The sequence below is a fragment of the Priestia sp. TSO9 genome (assembly GCF_021029645.1).
GTDB lineage: Bacteria > Bacillota > Bacilli > Bacillales > Bacillaceae_H > Priestia > Priestia megaterium_E.
This window is the reverse complement of the sequence record NZ_JAJEKD010000015.1, coordinates 41,842-61,741: the sequence shown is the minus strand read 5'-3', so window position 1 is coordinate 61,741 and position 19,900 is coordinate 41,842. Positions and strand designations below refer to the sequence as shown.

Sequence of the window (19,900 nt, the reverse complement as noted above, 5' to 3'; positions counted from 1 at the left end):
GTTTTGGACCTTTTTATCTTCAAGTTGTCGACAAGTATACAAAGGGGATGGAGAAATGAAAGCAGGTGTCTACGTTTCAGAAACAAAAACCGTTATGCAGCAAAAAGCGAAACCGGTTATAAAAGAAGGAGAAGCGCTTGTAAAAGTATCTCATGCTGGAATTTGCGGAACGGATATGATGATTTATTTTGGAAAACATCCTAGAGCACAAGCGCCGCTTATTATGGGACATGAATTCAGCGGAGTTATAGAAGAGATCCGAGGGGAAACAACATTTTCTTTAGGTGACCGCGTAGCAGTTGAACCTACGCTTAGCTGTGGAATATGCGAAGCATGTGTAAAAGGACAGTTTCACGTCTGTAAAAAGTTAAAATTAATTGGCATTGATCAAGATGGAGGCTTCGCGCAGTACGTGGCTGTTCCAGTGAACCGCCTTCACCTCTTGCCAGAGAAACTGTCTAGCGAGCATGCCGCTCTTGCAGAACCTGTAGCAGTTGCCGTACATACAGTACGACGCTCGCGGTTGAAAGTAGGAGACCAAGCTGTCATTTTAGGAGCAGGACCTATTGGACTGCTGATCGGGATGATTGCGAAACGAGCAGGAGCAAAAAAAGTAATGATCTCAGATATTAGTTCTTATCGCTTAGCTAAAGCGAAAGAACTTGGCTTTATACCTATTGATGCAGCAAAAAAAGACGTTGTAAAAGAAGTACAGTTGCTTACGAGCAACGTTGGTGCAGACGTTGTGTTTGAAGTAGCCGGAAATCAAATGACAGCAAAACAAATGGTTGAAACAAGCCGTATTCAAGGAGAGATTGTGGTGGTGAGCGTATACAAAAAAGCTCCAGAAGTAGATTTAGCAGCGATGCACTTTAAAGAAATTTCATTAACTACAACGAGATGTTATACAAGGGAAGATTTTCAGACGGCTATTGATTTACTGGCAAGCGGTGAAATAGCAGCAGATTCTTTAATTTCTCATAAGCTGCCGCTTGAAGATATTCAAGCAGGGTTTGAGTTTATGCAGCGGCCTGATGAATCACTTAAGGTTTTATTTGCACCAAACGGAGAGGGGAATGAACAATGACAGTAGATTTGTTTTCTTTAGATGGTAAAGTAGCAGCGATTACGGGGGCAACAAGAGGAATTGGAAGGTCAATGGCGATTGCTTTGGCAGAAGCAGGTTCGGATATAGCTCTTTTGCAGCGATCAAAGGAATTTCTTGGAGTAAAAGAAGAAATTGAACGTCTCGGAAGAAAATGTTTTATTGTTAATTGCGATCTAGAAAATGCTTCTGAAGTAAGCGAAGCGATCTCATCGGTTGTTGCTTATTTTGGCAAGCTCGATATTTTAGTGAACAATGCGGGCATTCAAAGACGTTCACCCGCTGTAGACTTTGCAGAAGAAGATTGGGAAGCTGTTATCAATGTTAATTTAAAAACCGTATGGCTGTTATGTCAGCAGGCAGGCCGCCAAATGCTTAAACAAGGAAGCGGAAAAATCATTAATATGGCATCTTTGCTTTCTTACCAAGGAGGTATTACCGTTCCGGCCTATGCTGCAGCAAAAGGCGGAGTTGCTCAGCTTACAAAGGCTTTATCTAATGAATGGGCAGCAAAAGGCGTAAATGTTAATGGAATTGTACCAGGGTATATTGCTACTGATATGAATGAAGCACTTATTAACGATGAAACGCGCAGCAGACAAATCATTGAACGTATTCCCGCAGGCAGATGGGGGCAAGCAGATGATTTTAAAGGAGCGGTTGTCTTTTTAGCATCTGATGCATCTGCTTATATTCATGGGCACTTACTTGCTGTAGACGGAGGATGGCTAGGAAGATAACGCATGAATGAACGAATTTTTTCATATCATGAACAAACTTAATTAAAAGGAGCGTTCGTGGTATGAAAAGGTGGATGTTAAATGTGGGTATTTCTGTCACAGTGCTCATAACTGCTTGGGCGGTGTATACAAAGCCTGAAGAGAAAGAGGTTTCGCTATTTTCTTACGATCAGCCTTCTATAGTTGTTCAAAAAGAAAGCACAGACTTTGAAAAAGTGTTAAAAGCTTTTTTGACGCAGCATGGCTTTCAAGAAGTTAGGGTGCTGAATAACTATGCGGAAGCTCAAATTCTGATTCTTCTACCCCGCGAACACCTTTCTTCCCATAAGAAAAGGGAAATTCAGCAAATGGTAAATCAAGTTGCCAAACAGTATTACGTTCATCCTGATGTAGTTAATGTTCAGCTATATGAAAAAAAGTAAAAAGCCTTTTAGAAAGGGGAATCACCCCTCGATAAAAGGCTTTTTTTACTCTTTTTTCTTCTCTTGTTCAGCGAGCCCTTCTTGTCTCTTAAAATGTGATTTTCCTAACGCATACACAAAACTAAAAAACAAAGGAAGTAAAATAGTTAGCAGCACAAGGCGGGTAAGCATATCGCCCAGATCATTTCTCGTTAAGTAAATATTAATAGCTGCAATGACAATATAAATAAAAATACCGAGGTTTCGTAAAAATCTCTTTAGCATAGATGCATTCATTTTTTTCACCTTACTTTTATATACTCACATTTAAGGTAAAGGAAACGATTCATAAAAGCAACCTATTTACTACAAAGAAAGAAGGAATATAGGAATTTATGATGAATATTTATAGGTTGCCTGAAAATTATGGGGATAAAAATCCTAACATGAAGCCGTTTTATAAAGCTGCCTTCTCTTCAATCAGCTTTATTTCTTAAAAAGGTAAGGTGATGAGATGAAAAGAGTACTGGTAATGGGCGTTTCTCCAGGAGTAGGAAAGTCTACATTTGCCAAGAAATTAGGGGAAAAGCTTGATCTAGAAGTATATCATTTAGACAGCTTGTATTGGCAGCCTGGCTGGATGGAAAGAGACAATGATAGCTTTAGAGAATTGCAGGAGCACATTATAAAAAAAGACAGCTGGATTATCGACGGGAACTATAGCAATTCGTATGACGTGCGAGTGAAGCGTGCAGATACCATTATTTATTTAGAGCTGCCGCTAATCGTTTGTGTGTACCGAGTAATAAAGCGAAGAATCGTATATGCAAGAAAAACGCGTGAAGATATGGCAAAAGGATGCCCTGAAAAAGTAGATTGGTCATTTTTTACGTTTATTCTTACTACGTATCGAGAACGGCAAAAAAAGATGAGAAACCGGTTTAAAAAGCTTAAAAATGATGAGGATTGCAAGATTTTTATGCTGATGAACAGAAAGGACATCGAGAACTATATATACAACCTATAAGGGGAGTATGTGCTGAATTTTGAACAAAAATAGCCACGTAACAAGTTCGCTTGTTACGTGGCTTTATTAAAAAAACAATCATTTTTGCGTAATCTTCAACATTCCTTCTTCGTCGAGCGCAACTGTTAGAGAATGATTAACCTTTACCATTAATGGATGAACTTCAGAGTCTCGGTTCGAAAAAAACCACCGTCTTTTAGGCGTCCCTACAAGAAAAAACGCACTGCCGCTTCCTAAAAAGTTAAAGGTCTCGTTTAATAGCCTGGTATTGCGCACGGTGATACCGGAGTTAATAAGCTGTGTCCCTACAGAGTGGACATGAGGAGTTGTCAAGTTGATTTCTCCTATGCTTAAAAGCGACTTAGAAGAAAAGGGGTCCTTGGATGACGGGCAGTCCGAATGTCTTGAAATGTATTCAACAATATTATGAGCAGGGTCTTCAAAATAAAACGAATGAGCATCAAACGCTTCAAAATAAATCTCATCTTTCTTCTCTTCCGTATTGAGTATGACTCTCTGAGTAGCCCATTGCTTTGCTTCCATAAACCGGTTTGCTGGAACATTAAAAGCAAAATGGTAAAAGGGCTTTGTATGTAGAGAACTTTCTTTAAAGGTTAGCTCACTTTCACCAACCTTGATGGAAAAAGAACGCGGTGAAGCGGCGGTTAATGGAAAATCGAGAGAATTTACATAAAAATCCTTCATTGTGTCCAATAAGTGGGTGTACAGGACAGCTTGATTAATGATCATAAACCATTCCTCCTCGTTTAAGCGTTGTCTAAAATGGTATTACACGAATTTTTCGCTCTCTTTTTGATTACTGCTTTTCCAATGAAGCTGAAAAGAGCCTTTATGCTCAGAGCCTACAAAATTAATACGATATCTCCTCGTTTTTTCAGGTGTTAAATAAAGAGAGTTATTAGTCATTTCAAAAAATCGTGTCTGTTTTGGATCTTCTACGTACAGGGACAGGTCTCCGCTTTTGGTATTTTTAGATAGCGTAAAAGCGTAGGTTACACCTTTTTTGAGTTTAATGCTCCGGGAGTAGCGGCCCGTAAAGCTGTCGTATTCGCCAAAGAAAACCTCACTTCGTTCCTTTTTTATTTTGCCTCCTACAATTTGATTTTCCTGACCGTTAAAGTTAATAAGTAAAAAAGCGATAAGAACAATAAGAAAACTATATTTAAACATAAAAACCTCCATCTACTAAATTATAGATAGTTTTGGATTTCGTCAAATAGTGTTATAGTATAAAAGGTAAAAATTAACAAAAAGTGAATTATCTTTTTACATGTTATGTCTAACAGAAAGGAGGAAAGAATTGACACAGCGTTTTTATCTTTTAGCAGCAAGTCAAGTAACCGCAAATGTAGGTTTTGTTCTTTATACAATGGCCGTCACTTCTTATATAAAGGAAAACACCGGTTCAACAGCTCTTGCGTCGATGATTACGATGACGAGCTTACTTGCACGGCTCCTTAGCGGCCTTAGCGTACCTTTACTAGCCGATACGTATAAATCCCTTCACATTATGCGGTCTGTTCAAATGATGCAGATAGGTATGCTTGTTGGATTGTATGTGCTGCTTACACAAGAATTTACAGTCACAGTACTAACGATGGGTTTTATCATTGTTGGAATCATTTCTTTTTTGAACGGCTTTTTTTCCATTTTTAAAACGTCAGTTGTACACAGCTTAGTAAATGACAGTCAAAGAATGCAGGCGAATAGCTTGCTTTCAACAATTGATCAAACTTTTCTGTTTGCAGGGTGGTCGCTTGGTGGTTTCGTTTTGTCCTTAACGGGATCCACTCAGTCTCTATTTATAACGGCAGGTCTTCTATCGATTTCATTTGTTTGCTTACTGTTTATAAAAGAAGTCCATACATACAAACAAACACAAAATCGAAGAGTGGCAAAACTAATGGAAGGATGGCGCATTTTATGGATAGATAAACGCATCAGAGCCCTCGTTATAATGGACATCATCGAGTCGCTTTTTGGAACCATTTGGATTGGAGCTATTACTCTTTCTTTTGTGAAAGAAGTGCTTGAAAAAGGAGAAGCGTGGTGGGGATATATAAACGGTGCGTATTATTTTGGAAGCATAGTTGGAGGAATTATTGTGTACCGAATGTCTTCTATGGTAAGAGGAAGGCTTTTGCTTTTTATGTTCTTAGGCTCAATTGGTTATGCTGTTTTAACCGGTTTTTACGGTCTAGTAACGAACCCGTATCTAGCTTTAGTACTTTTGATAATGATGGGTCCTGCCTATCAGCTTCGAGATGTAGCTCAGGAAACCATTTATCAAAATACCTGCAGCAACGGGATGCTTCCTAAAGTAATAGCGGCAAAATCAACTCTTGTACAGGCTGTGTTTATACTTTCCATAGCATTTGTAGGGACAGTAGCCGATCTGTTTGGGGTAAGGTTTGTATATCTATTTTCAAGCTTCATGCTGCTGTTAACGGCTCTGATAGGCATGGCAGCGTTAGTGTATAACAAGCATTCTATTGAAATAAAATCACCTGCTGAACGGAGAGAGAATATATGAAAATCATCAGGCTAACGTATCTTATGGAGCATGATATAAAAGAACTGCTAATGGAAAGTCAGCAAGAAGGTTTTGCCTTTCTTACAAAGCTAATAGCAGAATATAAAAATGGTCAAAACGTATTTAACAAAACAAGAGAAAGGTTGTGGGGAGTTTACGGTGAACAAAACCAATTAATAGCCGTAGCGGGCCTTAATCAAGATCCTTACAGTAAGTGTGCTAACGTTGGAAGAGTAAGAAGGTTTTATGTTTCAGCTCAGTTTCGGAGAAAGGGTATGGGCAAGCGACTTTTAAAAGAGGTTATTCACTATGCCGAGAATTATTATGACAGTCTCGTTCTCTATACAAATAACGCTCAGAAAAAATCTGAGCGTTATTCATTACCATTCATATTGCCAATTAGGTTTCTATTTACATGGATTTTAGCATTTTTTCCGTATTGACCAAACCTGTTACTCTTTTTAGTTTGCTTTTTTTAGTTTAAGAGCTGTTTTAGGAGCAGGGCTTTTTTTGACAATATATAAACCGCTAAAAATAATAAGTCCTCCAAGTAGCTGCATAGCATTGATGGTCTCTCCAATGGCTACAGCAGCAAAAACAACGGCAAACAAAGGAATAACATACATATAAACCATTACTTTTGTAGAGCCAATTTTTCCAATTCCTACATACCACATCACGAGTCCGTACACCGTCACAAATAGAACAGAGTATGCCAGAGAGCTCCAGCTGACTATATCTGTGGGCCATACAAGTGTTTGATAGGTGAAAAGACAGTAGACAGTAAGCGGAATAGCGCCGATTAAAGCAGACCACGCAGTCACGCGCAAGGCAGAATATTTTACGACTAAAGGTTTTGCTAAAATCGGGTACCAGCCCCAAGCAATGGCTGCCACAATCCCCATGATGTTTCCGAACCATGCAAGCTGCGACAGCGCATGACTAGAGTGACCAAACAGTAGTACAAACGCAGCCCCGAAAAAAGCAAGCACAGAGCCTAGCTGTGTTTTTAACGAAAAAGCTTCATGCTTATATAATATAGCTAGGATTCCTGTGAAAATAGGAGACATGGAAATAAGTAAAGAAGCATTTGTAGCTGTCGTATACTTAACAGATACCATAAACAGCGTTTGATAGAGCGTAACGCCTACTATGCTGACCGCTATTAAACGTCCCCAGTCTTTTTTTTCGATCCGAATGCCTCGCTCTACTATTCCTGTAATAAGTAAAAGAATAGGAGCAACCATTATAAAACGCAGTGCGCTAAATTGAATGGAAGACATATGAGCAACTCCAAATTTTCCGATTGTATAATTGGCTCCCCAAATTAACGCCACGGATAATAATATCCATTCCAGCCAGCCTTTTTTCATGTAATCACCTCGAGTAAGTATAGAAACTAAATAAGTGCGAATATCCTTAGTTACAAAGTATACAGGAAGAAATTATGTAAAAGGCCAGCCAATTCAGCTATTTTTATCTCATCCACTTGTTTTTAATACAAACAAAAAAGCAGCTACATTAGCTGCGTTCATGACTGTTATCCACATTGTTCTATCTCATCTAATCGCACAAGTTCGACTTTAAAAGCATGATCAATCGGTCGAATTTCACAGTATCCTGAATCATATACGTGAATTAGTACAAAGCGTTTTCCTTTATATAATACTTCTTTGTAGGCTGTCACGAGATACACCCTTTCTTTTCATAGGTTTGTTTTTCATTCTATGAACAAAAAACGGCGTAATTGCCTAATATAAAAAGAATTTTTAAGGTTGATAAAATTGCTTGGCAAAACGAGTTCGCTTATACTGTACTGTGATTCTATTTACGTATAAGTTCTAATTACTAGAACAGCTTTAGCATATGGACAACGAAACCAAACAGCAGTACATAAGGAGCAGCATATGGATATTAATTATTTATATACATTTAAAGAAGTAGCGAAGTGGGGGAGCTATACACGAACGGGCGAGGAGTTAGGGTATGCTCAGTCAAGCGTTACCACTCATATAAAAAAATTAGAGGATCATTACGGTCAAAAACTATTTGAACGAACAGGACAAAAAATGAAGCTGACTCAGCCTGGTGAAGAATTGCTTTATTATGTGAATCAAGTAACCGAGTTATTAAATGAAGCAAAAGAGCGCCTTGCTACGAACGAAGATGCTAGAGGAACCGTTTCAATAGGAACCGTGGAGTCGCTGGCCGCTTATTTTATTACACCGTATATTCGTGAATTAAAAAAGCAGCACCCTTCTCTAAAGATTATGCTAGAAGCGGGGTTATGTCCAAATTTAACACAAGGGATTATTGACGGAAAGTATGATGTAGCCGTTTTGCTTGATCGCCTTCAAGCATCTTCAAGCTTAGAAGTAATTCCTATTCGAAAAGAAAAGATGGTTATGATTGCTTCGCCTTCCCATTCTTTTAGTAAAAGAAACAGCGTTCTAATGGAAGAATTTGAGGGAGAGACCATCATTTTAACTGAGAGCGGCTGCCCTTATCGCACGCTTTTAGAAGAGATGATGCGCAGCAGCGGTATTCATATGCAATCGGTCATATCATTTAGCAGTCTTGAAGCGATTAAACAGTGCGTAGTGGATAATTTAGGTATTGCTCTTGTACCGGAAATAGCGGTAAAACAAGAGATGGAAAGTGGAAAACTAATTAAAGTCCCGTTTGACCACGAAGAGTTTTATCTTTATTCACAGCTCATATTCAAAAAGAAAAAATGGCTGACGGCACCTATTCAACAATTTATTTCACTTGTTCAAGAAGGTTATCAAAAATATTGATAATAGATATAGAGAATCTTCAATAATGATGAAGTTGTTTTCGTGCTACACTTTTTATAAGACATGAAACTAGAGGTGTAGAACATGAATATATTTTTGCAGCACAATCCTACAAAATTATACTTTGGGAAAAATCAAATTACGAAGCTATCGCAAGAGCTTGCTTCTTATCATAAACAAGTAAAGGTTCTGTTAGTATACGGAGGAGGAAGCATCAAACGAAATGGCGTATACGACGAAGTGAAAGCTGAACTTCAGTCTATTGACACAGTTGTTCACGAGCTGTCTGGTGTAGAACCGAACCCTCGTTTGACTACGGTTGCTAAAGGCGTGGACATATGTAAAAAAGAAAACATTGATTTTCTCTTAGCCGTTGGGGGAGGAAGTGTGATCGATTGTACAAAAGCTATCGCAGCTGGAGCCGTGTATGAAGGGAATACATGGGACTTAATTACACGTAAAGAAGAGATTACAGGTGCTCTTCCTTTTGGAACGGTCTTAACACTTGCAGCAACAGGATCTGAAATGAATTCAACTTCTGTTATTACAAATTGAGAAACAAAAGAAAAGCTAGGTTGGACGTCTTCTCACGTATTTCCCGTCTTTTCTATCTTAGATCCGTCGTACACATTTTCAGTGCCGCGCGATCAAACCGTCTATGGAATTGTTGACAGTATGTCGCATGCGCTTGAACACTATTTTCATCGCACGGAAAATACGCCGATGATCGACGGCTTTATTGAATCTTTACTAAGAACGGCTGTAAAAGAAGGTCCTAAGCTTCTTAAAGACCTGACTTCTTATAAGTATCGTGAAACAATGATGTATATCAGCACGACGGCATTTAACGGAAGCTTAGCAAACGGAACGGACGGGGGAGACTGGGCTACTCATCGTATTGAACATGCTCTGTCGGCCGTATATGATATTCCCCACGGAGGCGGTCTTGCTATCTTGTTTCCTAACTGGCTGGAGCACGTCTTAAAAGAAGATCCTTCTCGTGTAAAACAATTGGCTGTAAATGTATTTGGCATTGATCCAGCAGGAAAAAGCGATGAAGAAACAGCAATGGAAGGAGCAAAAGCGCTTCGCACTTTCTGGAATGAATTAGGAGCTCCGAACAGCTTGCGTGATTATGATATTGATGATTCTGAATTTGATGCGATTGTTGAAAAGACCTTTGTAAAACCAGGTGTTGGAACTTATAAAGAGCTTGATCATGCAAGCGTTAGAGATATTCTAGAAAGATCCAAATAAAAAAGACGAGCTGCCTGCTCGTCTTTTTTATATGTACTCAATAATCCATTAGAAAGTAAAGAAAAAGAAAAAAGCACAGCAAGATGCCTCCTGCTCCTACCGCTATTTCCGAAAAGCCTTGAATAAACGTACTTTTAGGACTACCTCCGTCGTTTTGCAGATGAAATACACGTTTTCTTTTGCGTTCATGTACGATCACCAACGAGCCAAAAGCAACCGATAATAAGGTAAAGAGCGGCACCACAATTAAAAACAGCTTAATAGAATACGCCCAGTACGATATATAGAGCGTATAATACATTGCTCCGGTACTTAAGGCAAAGAGTATTAAAGAAAATAAAAACCACTTCGTAAAACGGTTTTTGCTCATGTATGGTTCACTTCCTTTTATCAGGTGCGTCTTATGATGTAGACAATAAAACACGTCTATCATTTTACCAAAACTTTTTGATACATTCTATTTTAGCGGAAAAATAGGGTTTGTAAGTTTCTTAAAAGTGGTATAGTTCCTAAGAACTATTCATGTGTACATACAAAAAACTGATGATAAATGAGGGAGAAGATGAGCTATGGGGTGCGACGCGTGTCTGCCAATTAGGACAGGATATACGGTTTCTTTTCAGAAATCCAGCGATGTGAAGAAATTGGAAAAATACTTTAAGGATATTTCTCAAAGCCAATGGAAGACTCTTGGAGAAGATATGGTCTGGATGAGGGAAGATATCTTTTGGAGTTTTATGGATTATGTTCATCAGCATCTAGACCCTCGGCATGTGTGGGCTGCAGAAGCCAAGCAGCGGAGCCCGTTTGAAAACCTGCGGCGTATGGAGCCAATCACCGTTTTTCAAAAAATGAAAGATGCCTTGTGGATTGATGAGCTGATTGAAGACAAGCGAATTTGCTCATATTATCAGCCGATTGTATCGATTGATCACGAACGCGTGCATATCGTTGGCCACGAAATTTTATCAAGAGGATTAGAAGAAGACGGAAGTATTATCCCGCCTTTTAAAATGTTTGAAGCTGCTCAAATAAGAAATAAAACCTTCGCTCTTGACCGAGCCTGCCGCTTAGAAGCTGTAAAAAATGCTAGTATTATTGATCGTCAGCTGATTTTTATTAACTTTATTCCTACAGCAATATATAATCCCGAGCATTGCTTGGCATCTACATTTGCGTTAATTCAAGAATTGAATATAAAACCCGAACAAATAGTGTTTGAAGTGATTGAAACCGAGGATGTTCAAGATATTGAGCATTTAAAAAACATTTTGAATTATTATCGTTCCCACGGATTTAAATATGCTTTAGATGACGTAGGGGTTGGTTATAACACGCTGAAGAGGCTTTTAGAAGTGGAGCCTGACGTGGTGAAGTTAGCATTTGAATTCACAAACGGAGTCAGTAAAAATGAGAAACAGAAAAAAGTGGCCCAAGAGATGTTAGCTATCACCCATAAAATGGGGGCGAAGGCTCTTGCGGAAGGAGTAGAGACAGAAGAAGATTTAAAATGCCTGATAGAGATGGGATATGATTTGTTTCAAGGATATTATTTTGCAAAGCCTCATCCTACTCCGGTAAAAGAGATTCATTCTATTTACGCTTAGCAGCGAAAAGCAGAAGGATAGAAGCTTCTGCTTTTTGTATGACTAAAGGTAAGAATATTTTAAAAATAAACAATTCACTTTCATTTTGCTAAACAGTTTACAGGAGAAGGGAAGTGCTATAAGATGATAAATATTAATTCTTAGTATTTCTATCAGAAAAGGAGTGGATGATGTGGCGCAAACGTTGCACTCATCATATAAATCAAAGCCTACTACTGTTGTAACAGAATTAAGCCCTATGCAAAAGCCATTATTTGCAGGAGGAGTTATAGCAGCGATTATTTTACTTCTTGCGATTGTGCTAACAACTAACTGGACGCAAGGTGTTTTATTTATGATCGGTCTAGCGTTAGGGATGACGCTTTTGTACGCACGGTTTGGCTTTACATCAGCATTTCGCCGCCTTGTGTCTGTCGGCAATGTTCAAGGCTTGCAAGCGCATATGCTTATGCTTGCAATTGCGTCAACGCTGTTTGCTATTATTTTAAGTACAGGCTTTAGCTTTACAGGGGTAACGCCAAAAGGATATGTTTCACCTGTAGGAGTAAGCGTGATAGTTGGTTCGTTTATGTTTGGAATTGGCATGCAGTTAGGAAATGGATGTGCCTCAGGGACGCTGTATTCGTTAGGTGGCGGCTCCTCTTCCATGATTTTAACGCTTTTAGCCTTTATTGTAGGTTCTATGTTTGGGGCGTATCATTTGCCATTTTGGCAAAAACAACCTTCGCTTCCCCCTATCTCATTAGCTGAATCGACAGGTCTTGGTTATTTTGGAGCTTGGATTGTACAGCTTATCGCGTTCGCAGCGATTTACTGGATTACGATTCAAATTGCCAAAAAGAAAAATCCGCCTATGATGAAACAGCTTCCTACTACAAAAGGGTGGAAAAAGATTATTCGCGGCTCTTGGCCTCTATTCACAGCAGCGATTGTACTGGCCGTGTTAAATGCATTGACGCTTGCTGTAAGAGGAAATCCTTGGGGAATTACCTCTGCTTTTGCTTTATGGGGCGGAAAAGCGATGATGGCAGCTGGGATAGATGTATCGAGCTGGGGATTTTTTCAAGGTGCAAATGGAGAAGCGCTAACGCAAAGTGTGCTAGCGGACTCTACCAGCGTGTTAAACTTTGGGATCATACTAGGCGCTTTCATTTCAGCAGCGGCGCAAGGGACGTTCAAACCAGGAAAGATTAAGCCCGGAGTTGCAGGAGCAGCTGTTGTTGGCGGCCTTTTAATGGGATATGGTGCACGTCTTGCTTTTGGCTGTAACATCGGCGCTTACTTTGGCGGCATTGCTTCATTCAGTCTTCATGGATGGGTATGGATGGTGATGGCGATGCTTGGCACAGGCGTAGCACTATTTATCCGACCGATATTTGGACTCAAAAACCCTAAATCTAATGATTCGATTTGTTAAGTTTAGATAAAACCTTCTTTGCATGAGCAAAGGAGGTTTTTTATTTTAGGTGATGTTTGAAAATCTCTATATTTTTGTAAATTCCTTGACGTTTATCAAAGATAATCAGTTTTCTTCATAGCGCTTGTATTACAAAAACCTCTTGTTCTAATCCAAAAAGAAGATAGGAACTTCCTTTTTTTATAAAAATTTCACTTATTTTGCCGATATAACAGGAAGATTGTATGTATTTGGCGAAATGTACATTAAACACCATGTCCAAACACAGTTATTAAAACGTAAAAAGGGGTTTTAACGTTACATGAACAAGTATTTAAAAAAAGCTGTTATTTATGGAAGTTTGTGTTTTTTACTGGGAGCGTGCGGAGGAGCAGGAGAACAAACATCTTCTGAACCGCAGAAAAAAGAAGAAGCTGTAAAATCTAAAGAAGAAGCGACAAAAAAAGAGAAAAAAGAGGGCATTAATACAACCATTAAAATTAGCGCAGCGGGAGATTTTACTTTAGGAAATGATGAAAGCTTCAGCTATGATTCTACTTTTAATGACGTAGCGGCAAGAAATGGCCTTCCGTATTTTACGCAAAATGTAAAGTCGATTTTTGAACAAGATGATTTAACAACGGTTAATTTAGAAACGACGCTGACAACTGCGACTGAAAAAGCAAGTAAAACATTTCGTTTTAAAGGTGATCCTTCTTTTGTGAATATTTTAAAACAAGGAAGTATTGAAACCGTTAACTTAGCTAATAATCATACACGTGATTATTTACAGCAAGGATATGATGATACAAGAGAGAACTTGAAGAAAAGCGGAATAGGCTATTTTGGCTATGAAGATACATACGTCACAACGGTAAAAGGAGTCAAAGTAGGGTTGCTTGGATATCCAGGCTGGGATGACACCAAAGAAATAAGAAGCCAGATTAAAGACGGAATTAAGTCTTTAAAAGAAAAAGGAGCTAAAATTATCATTGTGCATTTCCACTGGGGATCTGAACGACACTATGTTCCTGATACAGCGCAGCAAGCATTGGCGAAATATACAATTGATAACGGAGCAGATTTAATTTTAGGTCATCATCCTCACGTTGTTCAAGGAATTGAAGAGTACAAAAATAAATTTATTGTCTATAGCTTAGGAAACTTTATGTTTGGTGGAAACAAAAATCCAAGTGATAAAGATACATTTGTATTTCAGCAGAAGTTTACGATTAAAGATGGAAAGCTAACGACGAATAAAGACATCAACGTCATTCCATTCCGTATTTCTTCCACAACAGCGCGAAACGACTACCGACCTACGCCTTTAACAGGTGAGGAAAAGGACCGAGTGAAAAATAAACTGATTGATGTTTCCAATCAAATCAAACAGGAAAAGTGGACAGTTTATGATGAAGATAGTAAATGAAGCTCTCAGCATTGAGAGCTTTTTTTATAAACTAAAGCAAAAACAACCAAAAAAATGATATAATGTAAAAAAATAGATTAAAGGTGGAGTTATGGTTAATACAGGTGATATTATTTTTCAAATTCTTATGCTGCTGATTCTTATAGGCGGAGCAGGGATAATTATTGCATTCATTATAGGTGTAAAAAGATTGATTCAAAGGCAGGGAGGAAATGAAAAAAGGCTTCAGCGAATAGAGCAAAGATTAGATGATATGCTAAAAAATAAAGAGTCTTGACTATACAGAAGCACTGTCAATACATCAGTGCTTCTGTACTTGACATTTTATAAAAAAGCAGTAAGATATGTATACATCGTTTATATAGGGAGGAAGTTACATGGCAAAGTCAAAAGCAAAAAAAATGCGTGATAAAATGACGCGTGAAGGAAAGCGAAATCCAGAATTAAACCGCAGCCTGTTTGTATTTGCAGACATGGAAACCCGCAAAACCAAAACAAAGAAGGAAAAACTTCAGCATCAGCAAACAAAACATAAAAAACGATTATCAGACGGAGCGTACAGTACCGGAGATGATCGTTTTTTTATTGCGTTTCATACATCTACAAAATGAAAAAAGAGCTTTTTGACTATCCATCTTCACTTTGCTCAAACATTTTTACTGTAAACTTTCACAAAAAACCCTTATGATAGGAAAAGAAGGGGATGAACTAAGAATGCTTACGATTGAAAAAGTACCTAAAAACCAAGCGGGCGTTTTGCAAAATTTGTATTCTCTTTATCTCCACGATTTATCTGCGTATACACCTTCTTTAGATATTCGCGAAGATGGAGCTTTTCACTTTGAAGAGCTGCCGCTGTTTTGGAAAGTAGAAGGCCTCTCGCCATACTTTATTAAAGTAGATGATAAGCTGACGGGCTTTTTTTTACTTCTTGAACAGCCCGCACTTCAGCAGGAAGCAGATTACTGCATCAATGATTTTTTTATCTTAAACAAATACCGAGGGCAGGGCATCGCTTCCAAAACGGTAAAAGACATTTTCTCTCATCGAAAAGGAACGTATATGATTATTGAGCTTGCAGGGAATAAGCGGGCTATTTCATTTTGGAAACATATTTATAAAAGCTTACATATTTCCTTTCAAGAAAAGAAAATTGAACTTGACGGAGAGCCAACTCTTATTCAAACATTTAGTGTGTAAAACCCTTCTGAAAAACAGAAGGGTTTTTTATTTAAACTAAATATTAACAATTTTCAACAAATTATGTATAATTAAAGATGCTTGTCGACATTTATTCACAGGAGTATTCCTGTAAAGGAGGAGTAAAATGAAAGCGTTATCTAATTTCTTTACGGCGCTTGTGCAGCGTTTTTTACCTGATCCGTTTGTATTTGCTTTAATCTTGACGCTGATTTTATTTGTATCAGGTATTGTTTTTACTCCTCACGGACCGATTGAAATGGTTCAGTTTTGGGGAAGTGGCTTTTGGAACCTTTTAGCATTTGCGATGCAAATGAGTTTAGTGCTTGTCACGGGACATGCGCTTGCCAGCTCGCCGCTTGTAAAGAAGTGGCTTGTGAACATAGCGCTGTTAGCCAAAACTCCGGCACAAGGGGTAATTCTTGTCACGCTCGGCGCAGCTATGGCCTGTATGATTAACTGGGGGTTTGGTTTAATTGTAGGTGCGCTGTTTGCGAAAGAAGTAGCGAAACGCGTGCCGGGATCTGATTATCGGTTTTTAATTTCCTGTGCTTACATAGGGTTTTTAACATGGCACGGAGGCTTGTCGGGTTCGATTCCTCTTGTTGCTGCTACACCTGGAAACCCAATGGAAAAAACGGCTGGACTTATTCCGCTGTCAGACACGATTTTTACAGGGTACAACTTATTTATTACCCTCGGGTTATTAATTGTCCTTCCTATTATGACAAGACTGATGATGCCGACGGGAAAAGAAGTGGTAGAAATTGATCCAAGACTGCTGGCGGAAGATGAAATGGCTCCGGCTACAGTTGTTGAGACCACTTCTTCTAAGCCAACATTTGCTGTACGGATGGAAAACAGCAGGTTTTTAAGTCTGACGATTGCGCTTCTTGGGTATTCATATTTAATTTATTATTTTGCTACAAACGGTTTTAAAATGGATATTAACACAGTGAACTTATTGTTTTTTACAACGGGTATTTTACTTCACCGCACGCCTTTATCCTATATGAATGCCGTTTCTAATGCTGCGAAAGGAACCGCTGGGATTGTGATTCAGTTTCCATTCTACGCAGGTATTCAAGGCATGATGGAGCTATCAGGTTTAGGCGGGAAGCTAACGAACGCCTTTATCTCGATTTCAAATGAAACGACATTTCCGTTTCTTGCGTTTTTAAGTTCTGGCGTTGTGAACTTTTTTGTTCCGTCTGGAGGAGGACACTGGGTTGTACAAGGACCTTTTATTATGCCGGCAGCTGAACAGCTTGGCGTAGATCCGGGAGTCGCTGCGATGGCCATTGCTTACGGAGAAGCATGGATGAATATGGCGCAGCCATTTTGGGCACTGCCCGCACTAGCTATCGCAGGGCTCGGAGCGCGCGATATAATGGGCTACTGCGTGACGACCTTAATTGTATCAGGCTTTATTTTTGCTATAGGACTAACGTTTTTCTAATACGAAAAGGTCAGCTGAAAAGCTGACCTTTTTTTATTCTACATTATAAGCCAACTTCGCGTGCACTCCAGTTCCAGAATTCTTCTGCAAACCGTTCATTTTTTGCTCTTGAAGAAGGGGGCGTCACGCGTTTTTTATAAAAGTAAGCGCCGCTAATATGCGTCACTTCAGGGCTGTCTGCTAAATAAATAGCTGTTTCGGCACCTTGAAGAGGTGTTAAAAAGAAAGGGCGAAGCACGGCGTGAACGCTTTTTCCAAAACCCGTTTGACGATTAACGCCGATAGCGGTAGAGACTGCACCGGGGTGTAGGCAATTTACGGTTACAGAAGTATCTTTTAGCTTTTTACTTAAATGGACCGTAAATAAATTATTCGCTAATTTAGACTGAGAGTATCCTCGCCATATTCCGAATCCTGTTGTTAAGTGAGGGTTGTTGAAGTCTGTTTTTCCAGATTTATGGGCACCGGACCCAACGTTTATAATGCGTCCTTGCTGAGATTTTTTCAGCGGATCTAAAAGTAAATTAGTTAATAAAAAGTGACCCAAATGATTAACACCAAGCATCATTTCGAATCCGTCTTGTGTTGTTTCCCGCTTAACTGTCACGACGCCCGCGTTATTAATCAGCACATCAAGCATACTGTAGCGAGACATAAAGTCATCACTGAAAGCCCGGATACTAGCGAGAGAAGCTAAGTCGCAGGTCATAAGAGATATGGAATCCGATCCGCTTTGACGCTTCGCTTCTTCTAAAGCCGTATTTCCTCTTTCTTCATTTCGGCATACCATAATGACTTCGAATCCTTTTTTAGCTAGTTCAATCGTTGTGGCCAGCCCCATTCCAGAATTGGCACCCGTAATTAACGCTCGTTTGGCTGTCATGCGTATGTTCCTCCCAACTACATCTTTTTTCTAGTGTATAAGATAAGAAGATACGCCGTCCACTTCTAGCTTTTCTTTCACGCATACTTTAAAAAAATGCGTAAAGTGTGCACAGGGGAGAAAATGTTGCACAAAGGTCAATATTTTACACCCTACTCGTCAATTAAAGCGGTTTCATAAATAACTGATTTCGCTAAAATAAGACATAGGGAGGTGCTAGTAAGATGAATAGCCAAAGTAAATTACAGGAGACAGAATATGTTCCTTTAGAGCAAGAACTTAAAAGAGAACCATCCATTAATACGAAAAGACGTAAAAATTTGAAAAATGTAGGTTTATTTGCACTATTTGTAGGACCCGCACTATTAGCATTTTGTGTGATTGTACTTATACCATTTTTTACAGGAATTTATTACTCATTTACAGACTGGAACGGAGTAAACGGTACAATTAACTGGGTGGGACTTGATAACTTTAAGTACTTATTCACTGAAGATAAGCAGTTTCAGCAATCGTTTTGGATCACAACAAAATATACCGTCGTTGCAATTATCTTAACGAATGTGGTTGGGTTCGTGTTAGCAATCCTTGTTACTCAAATGTTAAAAACACGAAACATTTTACGTACGGTTTTCTTTATGCCGAATTTAATTGGCGGACTTTTACTAGGGTTTGTATGGCAGTTCATTTTTGTAAAAGGATTTGCATCTATCGGACAAATCACGGGAATTTCGCTTTTTGAGCTTCCTTGGCTGGGAGACGCAAAAACAGCATTTTGGGGCATCGTGATTGTAAGTGTATGGCAAGGAGCGGGTTATATCATGCTTATTTACACAGCAGCACTGCAAAACGTACCGCAAGAGCTAATTGAAGCAGCAAAAATTGACGGAGCAAGCAGATGGCAAATTCTTCGTCACATTACAATTCCAATGGTAGCACCGGCAGTAACGGTTTGTTTATTCTTAACGATTTCATGGTCATTCAAAGTATTTGATGTCAACTTATCATTAACAAACGGTGGTCCATTTAAATCAACAGAAATGTTAGCGCTTAACATTTATACAGAAGCATTTGTTAATAACAGATACGGTCTAGGTGAAGCAAAAGCCTTAATTTTCTTCATCGTCGTAGCAGCAATTACAATTATTCAAGTAACATACACCAAGAAGAAGGAGGTTGAATCGTGATGGGAAACAAATATACGAGCAAAACCTTTATTGTTGAAATTTTAGCAGTCCTGCTTGGACTAGTGTTCTTGGTTCCATTTTATTACGTGCTTTCAAACTCACTGAAGTCATTTGCAGAAATTTTATCAAACACATCGGCGCTGCCGACAACGATTCAGTTTCAAAACTTTGTTAATGCATTCAACCAAATGAATTACTTAAAAGTGCTTAGCAACTCGCTGATCATTACAGTCATCAGTAACGCAGTTCTAGTCATCTTCTGCTCAATGGCAGCTTACATGCTGGTTCGAACAAAGAAAAAAATCAGCAGCATTATCTTTATGGCATTCGTAGCGGCAATGGTTATTCCGTTTCAATCCATCATGATTCCACTTGTAAAAGTAGCAGGAAACTTAAATCTGTTAAACAGCATCTGGGGTATTGTGATCATGTATTTAGGCTTTGGTTCAGGTATGACGATTTTCTTGTACCACGGATTTATTAAAGGAATTCCAGTTGAGCTAGAAGAAGCGGCAATCATCGACGGATGCTCACGTCTAGGCGTATTCTGGAGAATTGTATTTCCGTTATTAAAACCAATTACAGTAACCGTAGTTATCTTAAACAGCCTATGGATTTGGAATGACTTCTTACTTCCGTCTCTTGTTCTTCAAGATCCTGAGCTAAGAACAATTCCACTTGCGACATTCTTCTTCTTTGGTCAGTATACAAAGCAGTGGGATTTAGCACTAGCAGCACTTGTAATCAGTATTATCCCGCTATTAATCTTCTTCTTTGCAATGCAAAAACACATTGTTAAAGGAATTACAAGCGGTTCAATTAAATAATAGTATCGGCAACAGGGCTGGTTTTGAGGC

23 protein-coding genes and 1 pseudogene are annotated in these 19,900 nt (G+C 38.9%); 17 read left to right on the top strand and 7 right to left on the bottom strand.

Features of this window, described 5'->3' with window-relative positions:
- Nucleotides 1-55 precede the first annotated feature (55 nt).
- The 3 genes from LJC66_RS15045 to LJC66_RS15035 all read left to right on the top strand — a co-directional run bounded on the left by LJC66_RS15045 (nucleotide 56) and on the right by LJC66_RS15035 (nucleotide 2,267).
- The gene (locus LJC66_RS15045; protein WP_195696712.1) at nucleotides 56-1,087 is read left to right on the top strand and encodes a zinc-dependent alcohol dehydrogenase; all 1,032 of its coding nucleotides are present in this window, start codon (nucleotides 56-58) and stop codon (nucleotides 1,085-1,087) included.
- Nucleotides 1,084-1,845: an SDR family oxidoreductase gene (locus LJC66_RS15040; protein ID WP_195696713.1), complete on the top strand. Its 762-nt coding sequence runs from the start codon at nucleotides 1,084-1,086 to the stop codon at nucleotides 1,843-1,845. The genes LJC66_RS15045 and LJC66_RS15040 overlap by 4 nt, the downstream gene beginning before the upstream one ends.
- Before the next feature lie 62 nt (nucleotides 1,846-1,907).
- Complete coding sequence (locus LJC66_RS15035; RefSeq protein ID WP_195696714.1) at nucleotides 1,908-2,267, top strand: hypothetical protein; 360 nt, start codon at nucleotides 1,908-1,910, stop codon at nucleotides 2,265-2,267.
- Between the two features lie 45 nt (nucleotides 2,268-2,312).
- Here the strand turns inward: LJC66_RS15035 and LJC66_RS15030 are convergent, their stop codons facing one another.
- Nucleotides 2,313-2,543, bottom strand: a complete 231-nt coding sequence (locus LJC66_RS15030; protein ID WP_195696715.1) for a hypothetical protein — start codon at nucleotides 2,541-2,543, stop codon at nucleotides 2,313-2,315.
- A 217-nt stretch (nucleotides 2,544-2,760) separates the two neighbouring features.
- Between LJC66_RS15030 and LJC66_RS15025 the strand changes: the two genes are divergently transcribed.
- Entirely contained in the window at nucleotides 2,761-3,273 is a 513-nt protein-coding gene (locus LJC66_RS15025; RefSeq protein WP_230932921.1) for a P-loop NTPase family protein, read from the top strand.
- Between the two features lie 78 nt (nucleotides 3,274-3,351).
- Here the strand turns inward: LJC66_RS15025 and LJC66_RS15020 are convergent, their stop codons facing one another.
- Both LJC66_RS15020 and LJC66_RS15015 read right to left on the bottom strand, forming a co-directional pair.
- Nucleotides 3,352-4,023: a glyoxalase gene (locus tag LJC66_RS15020; protein WP_230932920.1), complete on the bottom strand. Its 672-nt coding sequence runs from the start codon at nucleotides 4,021-4,023 to the stop codon at nucleotides 3,352-3,354.
- A 39-nt stretch (nucleotides 4,024-4,062) separates the two neighbouring features.
- Complete coding sequence (locus LJC66_RS15015; RefSeq protein ID WP_028408992.1) at nucleotides 4,063-4,464, bottom strand: hypothetical protein; 402 nt, start codon at nucleotides 4,462-4,464, stop codon at nucleotides 4,063-4,065.
- Nucleotides 4,465-4,594: 130 nt separating this feature from the next.
- Here LJC66_RS15015 and LJC66_RS15010 point away from each other — a divergent pair, with 130 nt between their 5' ends.
- Nucleotides 4,595-5,827: an MFS transporter gene (locus LJC66_RS15010; protein ID WP_230932919.1), complete on the top strand. Its 1,233-nt coding sequence runs from the start codon at nucleotides 4,595-4,597 to the stop codon at nucleotides 5,825-5,827.
- Nucleotides 5,824-6,270 (top strand): GNAT family N-acetyltransferase, encoded by a 447-nt coding sequence (locus LJC66_RS15005; RefSeq protein ID WP_230932918.1) that lies wholly within the window; start codon nucleotides 5,824-5,826, stop codon nucleotides 6,268-6,270. Before LJC66_RS15010 ends, LJC66_RS15005 begins: the two co-directional genes overlap by 4 nt.
- Before the next feature lie 18 nt (nucleotides 6,271-6,288).
- On the opposite strand, the gene LJC66_RS15000 is transcribed toward LJC66_RS15005, so the two are convergent.
- Nucleotides 6,289-7,200: a DMT family transporter gene (locus LJC66_RS15000; protein WP_195696719.1), complete on the bottom strand. Its 912-nt coding sequence runs from the start codon at nucleotides 7,198-7,200 to the stop codon at nucleotides 6,289-6,291.
- Between the two features lie 167 nt (nucleotides 7,201-7,367).
- Entirely contained in the window at nucleotides 7,368-7,514 is a 147-nt protein-coding gene (locus LJC66_RS14995) for a hypothetical protein (protein WP_013057506.1), read from the bottom strand.
- A 220-nt stretch (nucleotides 7,515-7,734) separates the two neighbouring features.
- Between LJC66_RS14995 and LJC66_RS14990 the strand changes: the two genes are divergently transcribed.
- Nucleotides 7,735-8,625 (top strand): LysR family transcriptional regulator, encoded by an 891-nt coding sequence (locus LJC66_RS14990; protein WP_230932917.1) that lies wholly within the window; start codon nucleotides 7,735-7,737, stop codon nucleotides 8,623-8,625.
- Between the two features lie 84 nt (nucleotides 8,626-8,709).
- Nucleotides 8,710-9,882 (top strand): annotated as a pseudogene (locus LJC66_RS14985) (iron-containing alcohol dehydrogenase).
- A gap of 37 nt (nucleotides 9,883-9,919) precedes the next feature.
- Here the strand turns inward: LJC66_RS14985 and LJC66_RS14980 are convergent.
- Entirely contained in the window at nucleotides 9,920-10,252 is a 333-nt protein-coding gene (locus tag LJC66_RS14980; protein WP_098248235.1) for a hypothetical protein, read from the bottom strand.
- Nucleotides 10,253-10,451: 199 nt separating this feature from the next.
- On the opposite strand from LJC66_RS14980, the gene LJC66_RS14975 reads away from it, so the two are divergent.
- The 7 genes from LJC66_RS14975 to LJC66_RS14945 all read left to right on the top strand — a co-directional run bounded on the left by LJC66_RS14975 (nucleotide 10,452) and on the right by LJC66_RS14945 (nucleotide 16,973).
- A complete protein-coding gene (locus tag LJC66_RS14975) occupies nucleotides 10,452-11,489 on the top strand; it encodes an EAL domain-containing protein (protein WP_230932916.1) in 1,038 nt (345 codons plus the stop codon).
- Nucleotides 11,490-11,661: 172 nt separating this feature from the next.
- Nucleotides 11,662-12,906, top strand: coding sequence for a YeeE/YedE family protein (locus tag LJC66_RS14970; protein WP_230932915.1), 1,245 nt, complete (start codon nucleotides 11,662-11,664; stop codon nucleotides 12,904-12,906).
- A 301-nt stretch (nucleotides 12,907-13,207) separates the two neighbouring features.
- A complete protein-coding gene (locus LJC66_RS14965) occupies nucleotides 13,208-14,314 on the top strand; it encodes a CapA family protein (protein ID WP_195696724.1) in 1,107 nt (368 codons plus the stop codon).
- Nucleotides 14,315-14,405: 91 nt separating this feature from the next.
- Nucleotides 14,406-14,591, top strand: a complete 186-nt coding sequence (locus tag LJC66_RS14960) for a DUF4083 family protein (RefSeq protein WP_230932914.1) — start codon at nucleotides 14,406-14,408, stop codon at nucleotides 14,589-14,591.
- Nucleotides 14,592-14,691: 100 nt separating this feature from the next.
- Entirely contained in the window at nucleotides 14,692-14,925 is a 234-nt protein-coding gene (locus LJC66_RS14955) for a hypothetical protein (protein ID WP_028408981.1), read from the top strand.
- 103 nt (nucleotides 14,926-15,028) lie between these two features.
- A complete protein-coding gene (locus LJC66_RS14950; protein WP_013057497.1) occupies nucleotides 15,029-15,514 on the top strand; it encodes a GNAT family N-acetyltransferase in 486 nt (161 codons plus the stop codon).
- Nucleotides 15,515-15,641: 127 nt separating this feature from the next.
- A complete protein-coding gene (locus LJC66_RS14945) occupies nucleotides 15,642-16,973 on the top strand; it encodes a TIGR00366 family protein (protein WP_230932913.1) in 1,332 nt (443 codons plus the stop codon).
- Between the two features lie 43 nt (nucleotides 16,974-17,016).
- Here LJC66_RS14945 and LJC66_RS14940 read toward each other — a convergent pair whose 3' ends face one another.
- Nucleotides 17,017-17,856 (bottom strand): SDR family oxidoreductase, encoded by an 840-nt coding sequence (locus LJC66_RS14940; RefSeq protein WP_230932912.1) that lies wholly within the window; start codon nucleotides 17,854-17,856, stop codon nucleotides 17,017-17,019.
- A 224-nt stretch (nucleotides 17,857-18,080) separates the two neighbouring features.
- Between LJC66_RS14940 and LJC66_RS14935 the strand changes: the two genes are divergently transcribed.
- Nucleotides 18,081-19,043: a carbohydrate ABC transporter permease gene (locus tag LJC66_RS14935; RefSeq protein WP_028408977.1), complete on the top strand. Its 963-nt coding sequence runs from the start codon at nucleotides 18,081-18,083 to the stop codon at nucleotides 19,041-19,043.
- On the top strand, nucleotides 19,043-19,870 hold the full coding sequence (locus LJC66_RS14930) for a carbohydrate ABC transporter permease (protein WP_013057493.1): 828 nt from the start codon (nucleotides 19,043-19,045) through the stop codon (nucleotides 19,868-19,870). The genes LJC66_RS14935 and LJC66_RS14930 overlap by 1 nt, the downstream gene beginning before the upstream one ends.
- The last annotated feature ends 30 nt before the right edge of the window (nucleotides 19,871-19,900 follow it).

What these genes read in the sequence shown, in the direction of transcription:
- LJC66_RS14940 (WP_230932912.1), bottom strand. Translation starts at nt 17,856, where the DNA reads ATGACAGCCAAACGAGCGTTAATTACGGGTGCCAATTCTGGAATGGGG.
- LJC66_RS15045 (WP_195696712.1), top strand. Translation starts at nt 56, where the DNA reads ATGAAAGCAGGTGTCTACGTTTCAGAAACAAAAACCGTTATGCAGCAA.
- LJC66_RS15015 (WP_028408992.1), bottom strand. Translation starts at nt 4,464, where the DNA reads ATGTTTAAATATAGTTTTCTTATTGTTCTTATCGCTTTTTTACTTATT.
- LJC66_RS14975 (WP_230932916.1), top strand. Translation starts at nt 10,452, where the DNA reads ATGGGGTGCGACGCGTGTCTGCCAATTAGGACAGGATATACGGTTTCT.
- LJC66_RS14935 (WP_028408977.1), top strand. Translation starts at nt 18,081, where the DNA reads ATGAATAGCCAAAGTAAATTACAGGAGACAGAATATGTTCCTTTAGAG.
- LJC66_RS15020 (WP_230932920.1), bottom strand. Translation starts at nt 4,023, where the DNA reads ATGATCATTAATCAAGCTGTCCTGTACACCCACTTATTGGACACAATG.
- LJC66_RS14930 (WP_013057493.1), top strand. Translation starts at nt 19,043, where the DNA reads ATGGGAAACAAATATACGAGCAAAACCTTTATTGTTGAAATTTTAGCA.
- LJC66_RS14980 (WP_098248235.1), bottom strand. Translation starts at nt 10,252, where the DNA reads ATGAGCAAAAACCGTTTTACGAAGTGGTTTTTATTTTCTTTAATACTC.
- LJC66_RS15025 (WP_230932921.1), top strand. Translation starts at nt 2,761, where the DNA reads ATGAAAAGAGTACTGGTAATGGGCGTTTCTCCAGGAGTAGGAAAGTCT.
- LJC66_RS14965 (WP_195696724.1), top strand. Translation starts at nt 13,208, where the DNA reads ATGAACAAGTATTTAAAAAAAGCTGTTATTTATGGAAGTTTGTGTTTT.
- LJC66_RS14945 (WP_230932913.1), top strand. Translation starts at nt 15,642, where the DNA reads ATGAAAGCGTTATCTAATTTCTTTACGGCGCTTGTGCAGCGTTTTTTA.
- LJC66_RS15005 (WP_230932918.1), top strand. Translation starts at nt 5,824, where the DNA reads ATGAAAATCATCAGGCTAACGTATCTTATGGAGCATGATATAAAAGAA.
- LJC66_RS15000 (WP_195696719.1), bottom strand. Translation starts at nt 7,200, where the DNA reads ATGAAAAAAGGCTGGCTGGAATGGATATTATTATCCGTGGCGTTAATT.
- LJC66_RS14990 (WP_230932917.1), top strand. Translation starts at nt 7,735, where the DNA reads ATGGATATTAATTATTTATATACATTTAAAGAAGTAGCGAAGTGGGGG.
- LJC66_RS15040 (WP_195696713.1), top strand. Translation starts at nt 1,084, where the DNA reads ATGACAGTAGATTTGTTTTCTTTAGATGGTAAAGTAGCAGCGATTACG.
- LJC66_RS14950 (WP_013057497.1), top strand. Translation starts at nt 15,029, where the DNA reads ATGCTTACGATTGAAAAAGTACCTAAAAACCAAGCGGGCGTTTTGCAA.
- LJC66_RS15035 (WP_195696714.1), top strand. Translation starts at nt 1,908, where the DNA reads ATGAAAAGGTGGATGTTAAATGTGGGTATTTCTGTCACAGTGCTCATA.
- LJC66_RS14955 (WP_028408981.1), top strand. Translation starts at nt 14,692, where the DNA reads ATGGCAAAGTCAAAAGCAAAAAAAATGCGTGATAAAATGACGCGTGAA.
- LJC66_RS14960 (WP_230932914.1), top strand. Translation starts at nt 14,406, where the DNA reads ATGGTTAATACAGGTGATATTATTTTTCAAATTCTTATGCTGCTGATT.
- LJC66_RS15030 (WP_195696715.1), bottom strand. Translation starts at nt 2,543, where the DNA reads ATGAATGCATCTATGCTAAAGAGATTTTTACGAAACCTCGGTATTTTT.